Raw genomic sequence first — 15,720 nt, forward strand, 5'->3', positions numbered from 1 at the left:
AAGGAGCATCGCGATGAACGGCTGGAACACCGACGAGCTGAGCGCGATCGAGGAGGCGGACGAGCTGCGCGTCGCGCCCCGGCGCCGGGACGGCACGCTGCGCGCCCCGACCACCATCTGGGTGGTCCGGGACGGCGACGACCTGTACGTCCGGTCCTTCCGGGGCGCCGGCTCGCACTGGTACCGCGGCACCCGCGCCCGCCACGAGGGGCACATCCAGGCCGGCGGCGTCGACCGGGACGTCACCTTCGTCGACGAGGCCGACCCGGGGGTGAACGCCCGGCTCGACGACGCGTACCGCGGCAAGTACCACCGCTACGGCCCGCAGTACGTCGACCCGATGGTCACGCCGACGGCCCGCGGGGCGACGCTCCGGCTCGTACCCCGCTGAGTCGCCGCTCAGGGACGGATCAGCGTGCCCACCGGCGCGCCACCCAGCGCGCGGGCGTCGCGGGACAGGTGCGCCTGGTCGGCGTAGCCGGACTCCGCGGCCACCGCGGCGAGCGGCGCGCCGGCACGGGCCAGCGCCAGCGCGCGTTCCAGCCGGAGGATGCGGGCGAGCGTCTTCGGCCCGTACCCGAACGCGGACAGCGACCGCCGGTGCAGCTGCCGCTCGCTCAGCCCCACCTCGCCGGCGACGGCGGCCACGGAGGCGCCGGCGCGCAGCAGCGGTACGACCGCCGTGACCGCGCGGTCGGGGCCGCCCACCTCGGCCAGCCGCCCGGCGGCGATCTCCTCCAGCGCCCGCCCGGGTGCGGCGGCGACGCCCGCCCGAACCGCGCGGGCGGTGGCGGCGTCCCCGAGGACCGCGCCGGAGGGAACGCGCCCGCGAGCGGCGGCGACGCGGTCGACGGCCTCGCGGACCGCGCGGGCGGGCCAGAGCGCGGCCAGCCGCACCCGGCTGTCCCGAAGCTCGTCGGCGGGTACCCCGAGGGCGGCCGGTGCCACGCCGGGCGCGAAGCGGAGCCCGACGATCGTCTCGCCCGGCTCCAGCCGCGACTCGTACGCCACCGTGTCCGGGCCGGCCACCACCAGGTCGCCGCGCCACCAGAGCAGGTCCATGCAGCCGTCCGGCAGCACCCGCCCGGCGCGCGGCTCCCGCTCGGCGGTGCGCCGCCAGACGAAAGCGCCGGGCAGCCGCGAGGGCCGCTCCTGGTACACACGGCGAGGCTACAACCTCGCGAAGAGGTCCACCCCGTTCCCGTCCGGGTCGTGGACCATCGCGTACCGCTGGCCCCAGAACGCGTCCCACGGCTCCTTGTGCCCCTCGAACCCGGCGGCCACCAGGTCGGCGTACACCTTGTCGACCTCGGCCGGGCTGTCGCAGGCGAAGGCGAGCGCGGCCCGCGGCCCGCCGCCCTCCGGCGCTTGCCAATCGGGATCGAACGAACGGACCGTCCGCTCCGTGTCCAGCAGCAGCCGCAGCCCGCCCGGCAGCGCGGCCTCCACGTGAGGTTCGGACTCGGCTCCCTCGGGAAAGTGGATACCGAGGCGGCGGTAGAAGGACAGGGAACGGCTCATGTCGGCCACTACCAGGCCGATCGCGTCTACTCGAGGTGCCATGGCCACCACGCTAGGAGGCCGCTGGGTAGGGGTCTTGAAGGAATCGGACAAGCCTTAGTGACGCATTCCTCAGCGCCAGTTGCGATCAGGTCTATCAACCCCGGAGGGATTACGGTTGAGTAAAGCCGTTCACGAAGAATCTGCGGGCGAAGCGAGGCACCCCATGACGGTTGTGAAGCTGGAGCACCACGGCGGACAGCTGCCGATGCCGGTGCACGAGGCGGTCGAGGGCGCCTCCGGTATCGATGTCGGCAAGCTCCTCAAGGAGACCGGGTACGTCACATTCGACCCGGGCTTCGTCAACACCGCCTCCACCACCTCGGCTATTACCTACATCGATGGCGACGCGGGCATCCTCCGCTACCGGGGATACCCGATCGAGGAGCTGGCCCACCGCGCGTCGTTCCTGGAGACGTCCTACCTGCTGATCTACGGCGAGCTGCCGACCAAGCAGCAGCTGGACGCGTTCAGCGACAAGGTACGGCTGCACACGTTGCTGCACGAAGACCTGCGGCGCTTCTTCGACGGCTTCCCCCGCGACGCCCACCCGATGCCGGTGCTCTCCTCGGCGGTGAGCGCGCTCTCCACGTTCTACCAGGACAGCCTCGACCCGTTCGACGCCGACCAGGTGGAGATCTCCACGATCCGGCTGCTGGCCAAGGTGCCGACCATCGCCTCGTACGCGTACAAGAAGTCGATCGGCCAGCCGTTCATGTACCCGGACAACGCCCTCGGCTACGTGGAAAACTTCCTGCGCATGACGTTCGCCGTGCCGGCCACGGCGTACGAGGTGGACCCGGTCGTCGCCAAGGTGCTCGACATGCTCTTCGTCCTGCACGCCGACCACGAGCAGAACTGCTCCACCTCCACGGTCCGGCTGGTCGGCTCCGCCCAGGCCAACCTCTTCGCCTCCGTCTCCGCCGGCGTGCACGCGCTCTCCGGCCCGCTGCACGGCGGGGCCAACCAGGCCGTGCTGGAGATGCTCGACCGGATCAAGGCGGACGGGAGCGACGTCAAGTCGTTCGTGCGCCGGGTCAAGGACAAGGAGCCGGGCGTCAAGCTGATGGGCTTCGGCCACCGGGTGTACAAGAACTACGACCCGCGGGCCGCGATCGTCAAGCAGGCCGCCCGCGACGTGCTCGACCGCATGCACCAGCCGGACGAGCTGCTCGACCTGGCGATGCAGCTGGAGGAGATCGCGCTCGCCGACGACTACTTCGTCTCCCGCAAGCTCTACCCGAACGTCGACTTCTACACCGGCCTCATCTACAAGGCGATGGGCTTCCCGCCGAAGATGTTCACGGTGCTCTTCGCGCTCGGCCGGCTGCCCGGCTGGATCGCCCAGTGGCGCGAGATGATGGCCGACCCGGCCAACAAGATCGGCCGCCCCCGGCAGGTCTACACCGGCGCCGCCGAGCGGAGCTACGTTCCCATCGACCAGAGGTAGCGCACGGTACGATCCGCTCCGGTCTATCAGACGACGGGGCGGATACGTGACAGAGCAGCGCATCGCGACACGGCGGGTCAGCCTCGATCCCGCCGTGTTCGCGGTCGCGGCCGGCACGCTCTTCGGGCTGCTGCTCCTGCGCAACCCGGTCACCTTCGGCCGCGTCGTCTACGAGCGTGGCGACTTCGCCGCCAACTCGGTCATCACGGCCGACGCCAAGCACTTCGACCTGCTGGTCGGCAACTACTCGCGGCTCGGCTTCCACCACCCCGGGCCGGCCTTCTTCTACGTGCAGGCCTTCGGCGAGTGGCTCCTCTACGACCTGCTCGGCGCCGTACCCACCCCGTGGAACGGGCAGTGGGTCGCGCTGCTCGCCCTCAACTCCGTACTCCTGGCGCTGGTCCTGAGCGTCGTCCACAGCTGGACCGCGTCGCGGGCCGCGACCGCCCTCTGCGGCGCCGCCATGATCCTGTACTTCGCGACGCAGCCCGCGATCCTCGCGTCGGCGTGGATGCCCAACCTGTACGTGGCGCCCTTCCTGCTCCTGCTCACCGCCGCCGCCTCGGTAGCCGCCGGCCGGGTCGCCCACCTGCCGCTGCTCGCCCTCGCCGCCGGGCTGCTGATCCACGGCCACGTCAGCTTCCTGCTCTTCGCCCCGGTCCTGTCCGGCGCGGCGGTGGTCGCCTCGCTCTGGACCGGCCGCCCGGCGTGGCGGGAGTCCGGTGTCGCGGTGGCCGGGGCGGTCGCGGTGCTCGCCGTCTTCGCGCTGCCGATCGCGCTCAACCTGCTGCTGCACTGGCCGGGCGACCTGCTGCGGTACTTCGAGTACGACGGTGCGCGCGCCACGCCGGCCGCCGCCGACGTCGCCCGCTACGTGCTGCGCTACTACGCGTCCTCACCCCCGCTGGGTGCGCTGGCCGCGGCCGCGTTCCTCGGCAGCGCCGCGTTCCTCACCCGCCGCCTTCCGGCCGGACCGCCGCGCCGCTTCCTCACCGCGGCCGTCTGCGCCGCCGCGCTGGCCACGATCCTGTTCACCGGGTACGTCGCGCGCGCCGTCGACGACCTCCGCTTCACCTACGTCGGGCAGTTCACCCGGGCGATACCGCTGCTGCTGTCGCTGGTCTGCGTGGCAGCGGCCGCCCTGCGCCCCGGTGCGTTCCTCTCCTCGCTCGGCCGGCGACCCGCGCAGTGGCTGGTCACGGCCGTGGTGATCGGGGCGCTCGGCGTGGGCAGCGGCGCCCCCGCCCTGCGCAAGCTCCCCGAGCACGTGCCGGACATGCCCGAGGTGATGGCCACCCTGGACCGGTACACGGCCGGCCGCCCCGCGGTCGTGGACGTGACGCAGGAGACGTGGCCGGCGTTCACCGCGCTGGTGGTGCACGGCGACCGGATGGGGCCGCGGGTGTGCGCGCGCGACCCGTGGTGGGAGTTCATGGTGACCGAGCGCTACATCTGTACCCCGGACGACCTGGCCCGCGGCCGCTCCGTCCGGCTCACCCCGACCGCCCCGGAGGGTGCGACCCTCATCACCCCGGTCGACGAGGCGGTCCTGACCGCCGGGTCGTGACCGGGCCGTACCCTTCCGCCGGGGCGGCCGCGCGTGCCACCGTTGACGGATGGGGACGGAGGTGGGGCGGCACGAGTTCAGCCGCGAGGACCGGGCCCGGCACCGGCGCAAGGTGCGGCAGTGCCTGGACGTCTTCGCGGAGATGCTGCGCGAGTCCCGGTTCGAGTTCGAGCGGCCGACGGCCGGCCTGGAGATCGAGCTCAACCTCGTCGACGACCGGGCCGAGCCGGCGATGCGCAACGCCGAGGCGCTCGCCGCGATCGCCGACCCCGACTTCCAGACCGAGCTCGGCCAGTTCAACGTCGAGATCAACGTGGCACCGCGCCGCCTGGCCGGCGACGGCACCGCCGCGTTCGAGCGGCGGGTCCGCGACAGCCTCAACGCCGCCGAGGAGCGGGCCCGCACGGTCGGCGCGCACATGGTGATGATCGGCATCCTGCCCACGCTCGACCGCGAGCACCTCACGATCGAGTCGCTCTCCGCCAACCCCCGCTACGCGCTGCTCAACGAGCAGATCTTCGCCGCCCGCGGTGAAGACCTCGACATCCGCATCGACGGCGTCGACCGGCTCGCCGTCACCGCCGACACCGTGGCGCCGGAGGCGGCGTGCACCAGCACCCAGTTCCACCTCCAGGTGAGCCCGGGGCAGTTCGCCGCGTACTGGAACGCCGCACAGTGCGTCGCCGGCGTCCAGGTCGCGCTCGGCGCCAACTCGCCGTTCCTGTTCGGCAAGGAGCTGTGGCGGGAGACCCGCATCCCCCTGTTCGAGCAGGCCACCGACACCCGGCCGGAGGAGATAAGAGCCCAGGGGGTACGCCCGCGGGTGTGGTTCGGCGAGCGGTGGATCACCTCGGTCTTCGACCTCTTCGAGGAGAACGTCCGGTACTTTCCCGCCCTCCTGCCGATCTGCGACGACGACGATCCCGCGCAGGTCCTGGCCCGCGGCGACATCCCGCGGCTGACCGAGCTGCGGCTGCACAACGGCACGGTCTACCGCTGGAACCGCCCGGTGTACGACGTGGTCCGCGGCCGCCCGCACCTGCGCGTGGAAAACCGCGTCCTCCCCGCCGGCCCGACCGTCGCCGACACGGTGGCCAACGGCGCCTTCTACTTCGGGCTCGTCCGCGCCCTGGCCGACTCCGACCGTCCACTGTGGTCGCAGATGAGCTTCAGCGCCGCCGAGGAGAACTTCCACGCCTGCGCCCGCCACGGCATCACGGCCACCGTCTTCTGGCCGGGGCTGGGCTACCTGCCGGTGACCGAGCTCGTGCTGCGGCGGCTGCTGCCCCTGGCCCGCGAGGGCCTGGACGCGTGGGAGGTCGACCCGGCCGAGCGCGACCGCCTGCTGGCCATCGTCGAGGGGCGCTGCCTGACCGGCCGCAACGGCGCGACCTGGCAGGCCGAGACCCTGCACGCCCTGGAGGACGAACGCCACCTGGCCCGCCCGGACGCGCTCCGCGCGGTGCTCCAGCGGTACATCCCGCTCATGCACGAAAACACCCCCGTGCACGAGTGGCCCCTCGACTGACGAACGGCCGCCCGGACCTTGGCGGGCGCAGCCGGGCCGCCGGCCCCGCGCGACGGGCCCTAGCGGACGCGGGCGAGCTTGCCGTCGAGGCGCAGGGCGAGGGTGGGGCAGGCGGCGACCGCGCGGCGGGCGTGGGCGACCAGGTGCTGCGGGAGCGGGTCGGTCTCGATGACGGGGTAGCCCCACTCGTCGAGGGAGACGCGTTCGGGCAGGAGTTCGAGGCAGGAGGCGTGCCCCACGCACTTGATCATGTCGACCTGGAGGCGGAGGCCCTCCGGGTTGGGGGCGCTCATTTCCAGCCCCGGTCGCGGTGGCGGCGGTCGGGCAGCGGGAGGATCGGGTCGCGGCTGACGCCGGTACACGTCCAGCCGTCCATGTGGGTCTCCAGGTCGCCGGCGAAGGCGGCGAGCGCGCTGGTCGCGAGCCGGGTCGCGCCGTCCGGGTGGCGGCAGGCGCCGCGGCGGGTGACCTGTGCGATCCGGCGGCTGAGGCGCTGGCGGGTGGCCGGGTCGCAGCGGCCGTACGCGACGGCGGCCAGGTCGGTGGCGATCGCCGGGAGGCCGAACATGCACGGGCCACACTGCTGCGCGGACTCCTCGGCCAGGTAGCGGACCACCCGCGCGGTCTCGGCCAGGCCGCACGACTCGGCCGGCAGCGCGACGATGCCACCGGCGCCGAGGCTGGTGCCGAGCGGGCCGGTGCGGTCGTGGGTGAGCGGGAGGCCCCAGCCGTCCGGCATCGGTACCCAGGTGCCGAAGTAGCCGCCGACGAGCACCGCGCCGATCGGCTCCACCGCGCCGCCGGCCGCGTCGAGGACCTCGCCGAGGCGCATGCCGGGCGCGATCTCGTACACGTTCGGGCGGGCCACCGCGCCGCCGACGGTGACCAATGTGGACCCCGGGTCGTTCCTGGTGCCGACCTCGCGGAACCAGCCCGGCCCGTACGCGGCGATCAGCGCCACGTGGGCGAGCGTCTCCACGTTGTCGACCAGGGTGGGGCGGCCGCCGACCCCCTTCTCGAACGGGCGCGGCGGCGCGGCGAGCGGCCGGCCGTCGCCGTCGTTGATGAGGTGGACGAGGGCCGACTCCTCGCTGGAGACGTACCGCCGGGGGACGCGGACCAGCTTCCACTTCACCGGGTCGTCGCGCTGGGCGAGCTCGCGCTCCAGCCGGTCGGCGATGCTGGTGCCGCGCTCGACGCAGAGGTACACCCGGTCGGCGCCGACGGCGTGCGCGGCGAGCACCGCGCCGTCCAGCACCAGGTGCGGCGCGCAGGCCATCAGCATCTTGTCCTTGCGGCTGGCCGGTTCGGACTCGCAGCCGTTCGCGATGACGACCGGGCGCTTGGCGCCGGCGGCCACGTTCGCCATCTTGCGGCCGGTCGGGAAGCCGGCGCCGCCGCGGCCGCGGAGCCCGGCGTCGGTGATCGCCCGGACGAGCATGCGCCGCCCGTCCTCGCCGGAGAAGCGGCGCAGCGGGATCTGCCCGTACGTGGCCCGGTGCTCGCCGAGCTTGCGGCCGCCGGCCAGCAGGCGGGGCAGCGCACCCTGCCGGCCCTGGCCGCCCTGCCGGGCACCGCGTTCCAGCATGATCGTCATGAGAGCCTCGCCATGGTGGTCGTCTTGCGCGCCGCGGCGTCCGGTGCCCGCCGCCGCGCGAGGGTGGCGGCGATCCGCCAGGCCACGCCGGCCAGCACGGCGAGGGTGCAGAGCACCGACAGGCCGAGCGGCCAGCTCGACAGGGCGTCGGTGCCGATCCCCAGTCCGTGCACCAGCGCGAGCGGCCAGCACAGGTACGCCGACCAGTGCAGCAGCCGCCACATCCGCGGGTTGATCCGGGGCCGCAGGAGGCTGGTGGCCAGCAGCGCCAGGAAGATGTCGAACGAGACCGTGCCGAGCCCCAGCCAGAACGGGTGGTAGGCGGAGACGAACGGGACGAACAGGTCGGCCCAGGTGATCGGCACGTACGAGTCGACGGCGACGCTGACCAGGTGGATCCCGAGCAGCGCCAGCGACAGCAGCGAGAGGTTGCGGTGCAGCCCGGCGAGCGTGAAGCGGGGCCAGCTCGGCGTGCCGACCCGCATCGGGCCGAGGATGCCGAGCAGCACCGTCGCGGTGAACAGCAGCGTGGCCACGAAGCCGCTGGCCCGCGCCACGTGCCAGAGCGACACGTCAGGCATGAGACCTCCACCCCCCGACGGTCACGACCCGCCCGTCGTGACCCACCAGCCGGGCCGGCAGGCCGGCCCCGTCGAGCCAGGCGTCCGCGCCCTCGCCGCGGACGATCGCCGCGGTGGCCGCGGCGTTCGCGTCCACACAGGTCCGCGCGGCGACCGAGACGGTACGCCACACGGGCGCCGGCAGGTCTCCGGTACGCGGGTCGACGATGTGGTGCACCGCCCGGCCGCCCCGCCGCCACGCCCGCTGGGTGACGCTGGAGGTGGCGAGCGCGCCGGAGCGGACCGTCACGACCGGGTCGCCGGCCGCCGGCGCGCGGTGGTCGTCGCCGATCCCGACCAGCCAGCCGCCCTCCGGGGCCGGGCCGGCGGTGGCGAGGTCGCCGCCGAGCGACACGAGCGCCCCGCAGCCGAGCGCGGCGACCTGGGCGGCCGCGCGGTCCGCCGCGTACGCCTTGCCGGTCGAGCCGAGGTCGAGGCGGATGCCGCGGGGCACGACGACCTGGCGCGCCTCGGCGTCGAGCCGGACCTTCCAGTAGCCGGGTGCCGGGCGGGGCGCGGGCGCCGCGCCGTCCGGGGCGAGGAGATCGAAGTCCCGGTCGTACCCGAGGTCGACCATGGCTTGGCCGACCGTGGGGTCGACCAGGCCGTCGGTGGCCGCGGCGGCGCACAGGGCGGCGTGGAGCGCTCCGGCGAGCAGGGGGCTGACCGGTGCGGCCCGCCCCGCGTACACGCCGAGCCGCACGATCTCCGAGTCGTCCCGGAACCGGCTGTACGCCGCGTCGACCTCGGCCAGCCAGTCGCGCAGCAGCCGCTCCCCCTCGGCGAGCGCGGTGCCGTCGGTGACGAGCAGGACCGCCGTGGTCCCGAGCGCGGGAAAGGCGGCGCGATGTGGCGCCGCCCGTACCGATGTCATGATCCGCCCGACCGCGTGTCCGGCGGCGGTGCCGCCTCCTCCTGGGGTGGCTCCTCCACCGGGGGCTCCTCCGGAGCCTTCAGCTCGGGTTCGTCTTCGGTCTCCGCCGCCGGTTGCTTGGCCGCCGGCTTCTTCGCCGCGGGTGGCTTCTTCGTCGCCGGCGGCTGCTTGGCGGGCGCGGCGGGCTGCTCCGCCGCCGGGGCCGGGGTCGGCTGGGCGAAGGCCCAGCCGAAGAGCAGCGCGAGGGCGGTGGCTCCGCCCGCCGCCGCCTGGGTGACCAGGCGCTGCCGTCTCATGCCCTGGTCACGCCGGTCGACGTGCCGGGGCTGGTGGCGGTCCGTCGGCTCGTTCACGCACGGCTCCCTCACACAGGTGACGAGTACCCAGTGGTACGGACGGTTCCGCCGCAGGGTTCATTCGCGCCGTACGGTACGGTGCCTCCAGTGGAACGGGCAGGGGTGGACGTACCGCAGAAAAGTGTCCAAGCGCGACATCGCTCGCCGTGGCTGCTCGCCGTGGTGGCGGCACCGCTGCTCTTCGTGGCCTACCTGCTGATCTCCCGCCAGCTCGGGGTCAACTCGGACGGTGCGAGCAACGCCCTCCAGGCCCGCGAGATGCTCGACGGCAACCCGCTGCTGCGCGGGTGGACGGTCACCGACGTGTCGTTCTACACCAACGAGCTGCTGCTGTTCATGCTCGTCGAGCTCGTGTACGGCTTCCACGGCGACACGACGCACGCCACGGCCGCGCTGGTGTTCACGCTGGTGGTGCTCCTGGTCGCCGCGGCGGCGAAGGGGCGGGCCACCGGGCGGGAGGCGGCGGCGCGGGTCGCGGTGGCGGTCGCGATCGTCGCGGTACCGCCGCTCGGCCACGCCGCGATCACGCTGCTCACCTCCCCCGACCACACCGGCACCGCGATCCCGCTGCTGGCGACGTGGCTGGTGCTGGAGCGGTTCCGGCCGGGGCGCGGGCTGCCCGTGCTGGTCGCGGCGATGCTCGCCTGGGCGCAGATCGCCGACCCCCTGGTCATGTACATCGGCGTGCTCCCGCTGATCCTGGTGGGCGGCTGGCGGGCCTGGCGGGAACGCTCGTGGCGCGGCCTCGACGCCCGACTCGTGCTGGCCGGCGTGGGCTCGGTCGTGCTGGCCCAGGTGGCGCTGACGCTGCTGCGCGCGGCCGGCGGGTTCGGGGCGCACGCCGCCGAGGCGAAGCTGGCCGAGCTCTCCAGCCTGGGCGGGCACCTCTGGCTGGGCGTGCGGGTGGTGGCCGTCAACTACGGGGCGTACCCGCCGGACCGTGTCGGCCCGCTCGACACGGCGATGTCCGCGGTACACCTGGTGGGGCTGCTCGCCGCGGCCGCCGCGCTGGTCGTGGTCGTCGCGCGGGCGCTGCGCCCGGGGGCGGCCGGCTCCCTCCTTCCGCCGGGGGCGCCCAGCGAGCGCGACCGGCGCGGCCCCGGCGACCGGCTGGCCGAGCTCGTCGCGGTCGGCGTGCTGGTCAACCTCGGCGCGTTCGTGGTCTCCGCCCTCCCGGCCGACCTGCTCTCCGCCCGCCAGGTGGTGGCGGTGCTGCCGCTCGGCGCGGTGCTCGCCGGCCGGGTCTGGGGCCCGCGCCTGGCCACCCTCCCCCGCGCGCTCCCGGTCGCCGCGGTGGTCGCCCTGCTCCTGGTCGCGGAGCTGGTCGGGCACGCGGCCGCCCGCCGCACCCCGGGGCACGCCGAGGACGTCGCGGCGTGGCTGGACGCGCGCGGCCTGCGGTACGGGCTCGGCGAGTACTGGAACGCCAACAACATCACGCTGCTCACCAGCGGCCGGGTGGCGGTGCGGCCGGTGGTGGCCGGCGACCGGGTGGCCGCGTACCGGTGGGAGTCCAAGGTGGACTGGTACGACCCGGCGGCGCACGACGCCACGTTCCTGGTGCTGGACACCCGGACGCCGGGTACGCGGTCGGAGGCGGTGGCGCTCGCCCAGTTCGGGGCGCCGGCGCAGCGGCACGAGTTCGCCGGCGCGGTCGTGCTCGTGTACGGCAAGGACCTGCTGGTCGGGCTCCCCGCGTACTGCGTGCCGCAGACCGCGCCGAGCATCGCCGAGTGCCCGACGCACGGGGTAGCGCTGTTCTAGCTACTCCAGGTGGGCGACGTCGTTGTAGCGCATGAGGACCCACGGGCCGTTCGGCTCGGTGTAGTCCCACTCGGTGATCGACGTGTACGACGGGTTGATGTACGCCCCGGTCCCGGGTCGCGGCACGTCGAAGCGGGTCAGGAACGCCCACGAGATGAACCCGCCGTGGGTCACCGCCACCACCCGCCGCCCCGGAAACCGCCGGGGCAGGGCGTCGGTGGTGCGCCGGACCCGGGTGACGAAGTCGTTCCAGCACTCGCCGCCGGGCGCGACGACCCGGTTGGGCTCGGCCTGCACGTCGAACGACCCGTACCGCGCCGCGAACTCCGCGATCGGCAGCCCGTCGCCGTCGCCGGGGTGCAGTTCGCACAGGTCGCAGTCGACCAGGACCTCCTGCGCGTACACGGCCGGGGCGAGGATGCGCGCGGTCTCCTGCGCCCGCGGCGTACCGCTGGAGAGCAGCACGTCGGCCGTGAGCTCCTCGTCCGCGAACCGCCGCCGCAGCGCCCGCGCCTGCTCCCGGCCGCGCTGCGTGAGCCCGGGGCAGCCGCGCGGCCCGGCGACCAGCCCGCGCCGGCCGTGCTCCGATTCACCGTGACGGATGAGTACCAACCGCATGGCGCCCAAGCCTAGGACCCCAACGGCGCGGCCTCGCTGTGATCCCCCTCGCCCGCCCGTGCGAGCTAGGCGAACAGCCACTCCAGCGCGCGCAGCGACTTCGCGACGTAGCGTTCGCGGCTGGTCTCCAAGCCGTAGGCCAGGTCTTCGAAGACGTTGCAGCGGGCGTAGAAGACCGCCCGCGCGCGGAGGCCGTCCGGCACCGCGCCGTACCCGGCCAGCGCCGCGTCCAGCGCGGCCGGCCCCAGGTCGCGGTGGATGAGGCCGAAGTCGAACGCCGGGTCGACGATCGCGGCGTCGGACCAGTCGATGACGCCGGTGACCGCGCCGGTCGCCGGGTCGACGAGGACGTGCTCGATGCCCAGGTCGTTGTGGGAGAAGGCGAGCACGTCGGGGTCTTCGGGCGCCGGCGTCTCCAGGAACCCCTCGACCCGCCGCCGGTACGCCGACGGGATGTGCGCGGAGACCGACGCGTACGTCTCGCGGGCCTCGCGCCGCCACTCGTCCATCGGCAGGTCGTCGGTCGCCACCAGCTTCGCCATCCGGTCGACCGGCGCGGCGTGCAGCGCGGCCAGCAGGCCACCCAGGGCCGCCGCCACCGGGACGCCGTCGACACCGGCGGCGTCGAGGAGGGGGACGCCCGGCAGCTTCCGGTACGCGAGGCAGCCGGCGTCCGTGAAGCGCGGCACCGGTACGGGCAGGGGCGAGATGTTGCCAAGGACGGTGAGCAGCCGCGCCTCCCGGTCGGCGTCCGCGCCGCTGCCGAAGCGGACGATGAAGTCGCCGTTCACCTCGTACGCCACGTTGTCCAGGCCGGCGCCCAGCCGGGTCAGCGACACCACTTCACAGCCAGGCATATGCGCCGCCACCAGCGCCCGCACCCGCTCCGCGGCGTCCATGGGGACAATCCTAGGAGCGCGATGTGCGGTAGGTGCGCGACACCGCCAACCTTACGGCCACCACCCGCGTGACACTCCCGCTCGCGGTCAGGAGGCCCAGGTCCGGCGGTACCAGTAGAACGTGCGGCGCAGCCCGTCGGCGAGCTCGACCGACGGCTCGAACCCGGTGAGCCGGCGCAGCTTGGCCAGGTCGGGCGCGCGGCGGGCGGGCGAGCCGGGCGGGGCCGGCTCGGCCACCACCCGCGGCTCCACGCCGGCGATCCGCAGCACCCGGCGGGCCAGGTCGCCGATCGCGGTCTGGGCCTCGTCGTTTCCGATGTGGACGATCTCGCCGACCGCGGCCGGCGCCTCCATCAGCCGCAGCGTCGCCTCGACCGCGTCGTCGACGTAGCAGAACGCGCGCTTGCGGTGCGGCCCCTTGACCAGGAACGGGTCCTCGCCGCGGATGGCGCGCACGCACATCTGCGGGATCAGCTGGTCGGTGCCCATCCGCGGCCCGTACAGGTCGTAGAAGCGCCCGACCACGACCCGGCTGCGGCCGGCGCGGGCGGCGTGCACCAGCGCGGCCTCGGCGAAGAGGCGGCTGGCGGCGTACGCCGAGCGCGGTTGGGCCAGGTCGCCGACCACCACCGGCTCGGCCTCCTCGGTGGGCACCTGGACGACGCCGTCCTCGACCCCGTCCGCGTACACCTCGCCGGAGGAGGCGAAGAAGACCTTGTCGCCGGGGGCGGCCCAGTCGATGAGGTGGAGGGCGGCGAGGGCGTGGCCGCGTACCGCCCGGACCGGGTCGGACTCGACCGCCTTCGGCAGCGGCGCGGGCGGCAGCAGGTAGATCTGCGCCCAGCCGCGGCGCAGCGCCGCCCAGGTGGCGGGGTCGGTGAGGTCGCCGCCGATCAGCTCGACGCCGGGCGTGGCGCCGAGCGCCGTCACCTCCGCCCGGTCGCGGCCGCGGGTCAGGGTGTCGACGACCACCACGTGGTAACCCTCGGTCACCAACCGTCGCGCCAGGTGCAGTCCGAAGAAGTCGGCACCGCCCAGGATGAGAGCCCGCGCTTTCAGGCTTACCGCTCCGCCGTTCACCGCCCACGTCCCCCAAGCCCACGCTCTCCGACGGAGACGTTAGCAACGTGGGGCGTACCCCCCAAAGGGGTGCGTCCAGTGCGCGACAGGGCAGGTCGGAGATTATGTTAGGCTCACCAAACTTGGTGGGACCCGGGGGTGGTATTCGTGCCGACGCGACTGGCCGGCGAGGGGCTCACGCTCGCGTACGACCAGCGGGTCGTCGCCGAGGGACTGAGCGTGACGATCCCGGACAACTCGTTCACGGTGATCGTCGGTCCCAACGCGTGCGGCAAGTCGACCCTCCTGCGCGCCCTCTCCCGCATGCTCCGCCCCCGCACCGGCGCGGTCCACCTCGACGGCAAGGCCATCACGTCGTACCCGTCCAAAGAGGTCGCCCGCCGCCTCGGCCTGCTCCCCCAGACGTCGATCGCGCCGGACGGCATCACGGTCTCCGACCTGGTGGCCCGCGGCCGCTTCCCGCACCAGCGGCTGCTGCGCCAGTGGTCGCGCGAGGACGAGCGGGTCGTGCGCGAGTCGATGGCCGCCACCGGCGTCACCGACCTCGCCGACCGGCTGGTCGACGAGCTCTCCGGCGGCCAGCGGCAGCGGGTCTGGCTGGCGATGGCGCTCGCCCAGGAGACCGGCATCCTGCTGCTGGACGAGCCCACCACGTTCCTCGACATCACCCACCAGGTCGAGGTGCTCGACCTCTGCGCCGACCTGCAGGAGACCGGCGGGCGCACGCTGGTCGCGGTGCTGCACGACCTCAACCAGGCCTGCCGGTACGCCACTCACCTGATCGCCATGCGCGGCGGCCGCATCGTCGCCGAGGGCGCGCCCGGCGACATCGTGGACGCGGCGCTGGTGCGCGAGGTGTTCGGCCTGGACTGCCGGGTCATCCCCGACCCGGAGGCGGGCAGCCCGCTGGTCGTGCCGGCCGCCCGCCGCCGCGCCCTCGCTCTCTCCACAGTGGACGCCATCTGAGCCGGGCCGGTCACGCCGCCAGCCGGGCGGCGACGGTCGCGGCCGTGTCCACCGGGATCGCGAAGCCGACGCCGATGTTGCCGCTGTCCTGACCGGTCGTGGCGATCGCCACCGTGATGCCGACCACCCGGCCGCTGGAGTCGACCAGCGGGCCGCCGGAACTGCCGGAGTTGACCGGCGCGTCGGTCTGGATGAGGCCGCTCAGGTTGGTGTCTCCATCCTGGATGGTTCTGTCCACAGCGGACACGATGCCGGCGGTCACCGTGCCCTCCAGGCCGAGCGGGCTGCCGAACGCGAGGACCGTGTCGCCGACCCGCAGGTCCGCGCTGGAGCCGAGCGTCGCCGGGGTCAGGTCCGCGGTGCCGGAGGCCCGCAGCACGGCCAGGTCCGCGGTGGCGTCCGTGCCGACGACGGTGGCATCGAGGGTACGGCCGTCCGACAGCGTCACCCGCACGCCACTGGCCGACTCGACGACGTGGTTGTTGGTGAGGATCAGGCCGTCGGCGGAGAGCACGACACCCGAGCCCTCCACGCCGCCGCCGGCTGTGCTGGCCAGGACGGTGACCACGCTGGGCGTGACGTTCGCGGCGACCTGGGCCGCGGTGAGCGTCGCCCCCGTGCTGGCCGCCTGCGCGGCGACCGCGGTCGTGGTCGTCACCGGCGCCGCGCTGGACACCTGGGTGGCGAGGATCCCGCCGCCGGTACCGCCCGCGACGCAGAGGGCGGCCGCGACGGATGCCGCGGCGACCCGGCGCCGCCACGATGTTGTTTTCTTCTCGGTGACTGTCATACGTCCACGGTGGACGACCCGGGTGCGGTGGGCCTTTGCGGTGCCTGTGGC

Annotated in this window: 17 protein-coding genes; 6 read left to right on the forward strand and 11 right to left on the reverse strand. The window is 74.0% G+C overall.

Translation table 11 applies throughout. The features are described from left to right. Positions 1-13: 13 nt before the first annotated feature. On the forward strand, positions 14-391 hold the full coding sequence (locus RB614_RS30265; RefSeq protein WP_308716095.1) for a DUF2255 family protein: 378 nt from the start codon (positions 14-16) through the stop codon (positions 389-391). 8 nt (positions 392-399) lie between these two features. Here RB614_RS30265 and RB614_RS30270 read toward each other — a convergent pair whose 3' ends face one another. After that, positions 400-1,161: a helix-turn-helix domain-containing protein gene (locus RB614_RS30270; protein ID WP_308716096.1), complete on the reverse strand. Its 762-nt coding sequence runs from the start codon at positions 1,159-1,161 to the stop codon at positions 400-402. Positions 1,162-1,170: 9 nt separating this feature from the next. After that, entirely contained in the window at positions 1,171-1,563 is a 393-nt protein-coding gene (locus RB614_RS30275) for a VOC family protein (protein WP_308716097.1), read from the reverse strand. A gap of 163 nt (positions 1,564-1,726) precedes the next feature. Between RB614_RS30275 and RB614_RS30280 the strand changes: the two genes are divergently transcribed. The 3 genes from RB614_RS30280 to RB614_RS30290 are packed head-to-tail and all read left to right on the forward strand — an operon-like array spanning position 1,727 to position 6,105. After that, positions 1,727-3,010, forward strand: a complete 1,284-nt coding sequence (locus tag RB614_RS30280) for a citrate synthase (protein ID WP_308716098.1) — start codon at positions 1,727-1,729, stop codon at positions 3,008-3,010. Positions 3,011-3,056: 46 nt separating this feature from the next. Further along, positions 3,057-4,577: a hypothetical protein gene (locus RB614_RS30285; protein WP_308716099.1), complete on the forward strand. Its 1,521-nt coding sequence runs from the start codon at positions 3,057-3,059 to the stop codon at positions 4,575-4,577. Positions 4,578-4,626: 49 nt separating this feature from the next. Further along, positions 4,627-6,105, forward strand: coding sequence for a glutamate-cysteine ligase family protein (locus RB614_RS30290; RefSeq protein WP_308716100.1), 1,479 nt, complete (start codon positions 4,627-4,629; stop codon positions 6,103-6,105). Positions 6,106-6,164: 59 nt separating this feature from the next. Here the strand turns inward: RB614_RS30290 and RB614_RS30295 are convergent, their stop codons facing one another. From RB614_RS30295 to RB614_RS30315, 5 genes are read right to left on the reverse strand one after another with little or no spacing between them, the layout of a single operon-like run. Further along, the gene (locus RB614_RS30295) at positions 6,165-6,398 is read right to left on the reverse strand and encodes a ferredoxin (protein WP_308716101.1); all 234 of its coding nucleotides are present in this window, start codon (positions 6,396-6,398) and stop codon (positions 6,165-6,167) included. After that, positions 6,395-7,702 carry an NADH-ubiquinone oxidoreductase-F iron-sulfur binding region domain-containing protein gene (locus RB614_RS30300; protein ID WP_308716102.1) on the reverse strand — a complete coding sequence of 436 codons (1,308 nt, stop codon included), beginning with the start codon at positions 7,700-7,702 and terminating at the stop codon, positions 6,395-6,397. The genes RB614_RS30295 and RB614_RS30300 overlap by 4 nt, the downstream gene beginning before the upstream one ends. Further along, positions 7,699-8,283 carry a ferric reductase-like transmembrane domain-containing protein gene (locus tag RB614_RS30305; RefSeq protein ID WP_308716103.1) on the reverse strand — a complete coding sequence of 195 codons (585 nt, stop codon included), beginning with the start codon at positions 8,281-8,283 and terminating at the stop codon, positions 7,699-7,701. The genes RB614_RS30300 and RB614_RS30305 overlap by 4 nt, the downstream gene beginning before the upstream one ends. Beyond that, a complete protein-coding gene (locus RB614_RS30310) occupies positions 8,276-9,196 on the reverse strand; it encodes an FAD:protein FMN transferase (RefSeq protein WP_308716104.1) in 921 nt (306 codons plus the stop codon). The genes RB614_RS30305 and RB614_RS30310 overlap by 8 nt, the downstream gene beginning before the upstream one ends. Next, positions 9,193-9,549 (reverse strand): hypothetical protein, encoded by a 357-nt coding sequence (locus RB614_RS30315; protein WP_308716105.1) that lies wholly within the window; start codon positions 9,547-9,549, stop codon positions 9,193-9,195. The genes RB614_RS30310 and RB614_RS30315 overlap by 4 nt, the downstream gene beginning before the upstream one ends. A 90-nt stretch (positions 9,550-9,639) precedes the next feature. Between RB614_RS30315 and RB614_RS30320 the strand changes: the two genes are divergently transcribed. Continuing rightward, a complete protein-coding gene (locus RB614_RS30320; protein WP_308716106.1) occupies positions 9,640-11,316 on the forward strand; it encodes a hypothetical protein in 1,677 nt (558 codons plus the stop codon). On the opposite strand, the gene RB614_RS30325 is transcribed toward RB614_RS30320, so the two are convergent. From RB614_RS30325 to RB614_RS30335, 3 genes are all read right to left on the reverse strand, one after another. Continuing rightward, a complete protein-coding gene (locus RB614_RS30325) occupies positions 11,317-11,934 on the reverse strand; it encodes a histidine phosphatase family protein (protein WP_308716107.1) in 618 nt (205 codons plus the stop codon). A gap of 65 nt (positions 11,935-11,999) precedes the next feature. Further along, positions 12,000-12,833 carry a phosphotransferase family protein gene (locus RB614_RS30330; RefSeq protein ID WP_308716108.1) on the reverse strand — a complete coding sequence of 278 codons (834 nt, stop codon included), beginning with the start codon at positions 12,831-12,833 and terminating at the stop codon, positions 12,000-12,002. Between the two features lie 87 nt (positions 12,834-12,920). After that, positions 12,921-13,913 (reverse strand): NAD-dependent epimerase/dehydratase family protein, encoded by a 993-nt coding sequence (locus RB614_RS30335; protein ID WP_308716109.1) that lies wholly within the window; start codon positions 13,911-13,913, stop codon positions 12,921-12,923. Between the two features lie 147 nt (positions 13,914-14,060). Here RB614_RS30335 and RB614_RS30340 point away from each other — a divergent pair, with 147 nt between their 5' ends. Next, positions 14,061-14,879, forward strand: a complete 819-nt coding sequence (locus RB614_RS30340; protein ID WP_308716110.1) for an ABC transporter ATP-binding protein — start codon at positions 14,061-14,063, stop codon at positions 14,877-14,879. Between the two features lie 10 nt (positions 14,880-14,889). On the opposite strand, the gene RB614_RS30345 is transcribed toward RB614_RS30340, so the two are convergent. Beyond that, on the reverse strand, positions 14,890-15,669 hold the full coding sequence (locus tag RB614_RS30345; protein ID WP_308716111.1) for a S1C family serine protease: 780 nt from the start codon (positions 15,667-15,669) through the stop codon (positions 14,890-14,892). Positions 15,670-15,720 lie beyond the last annotated feature (51 nt).

The organism is Phytohabitans maris, from assembly GCF_031085175.1.
Classification (GTDB): Bacteria; Actinomycetota; Actinomycetes; order Mycobacteriales; family Micromonosporaceae; genus Phytohabitans; species Phytohabitans maris.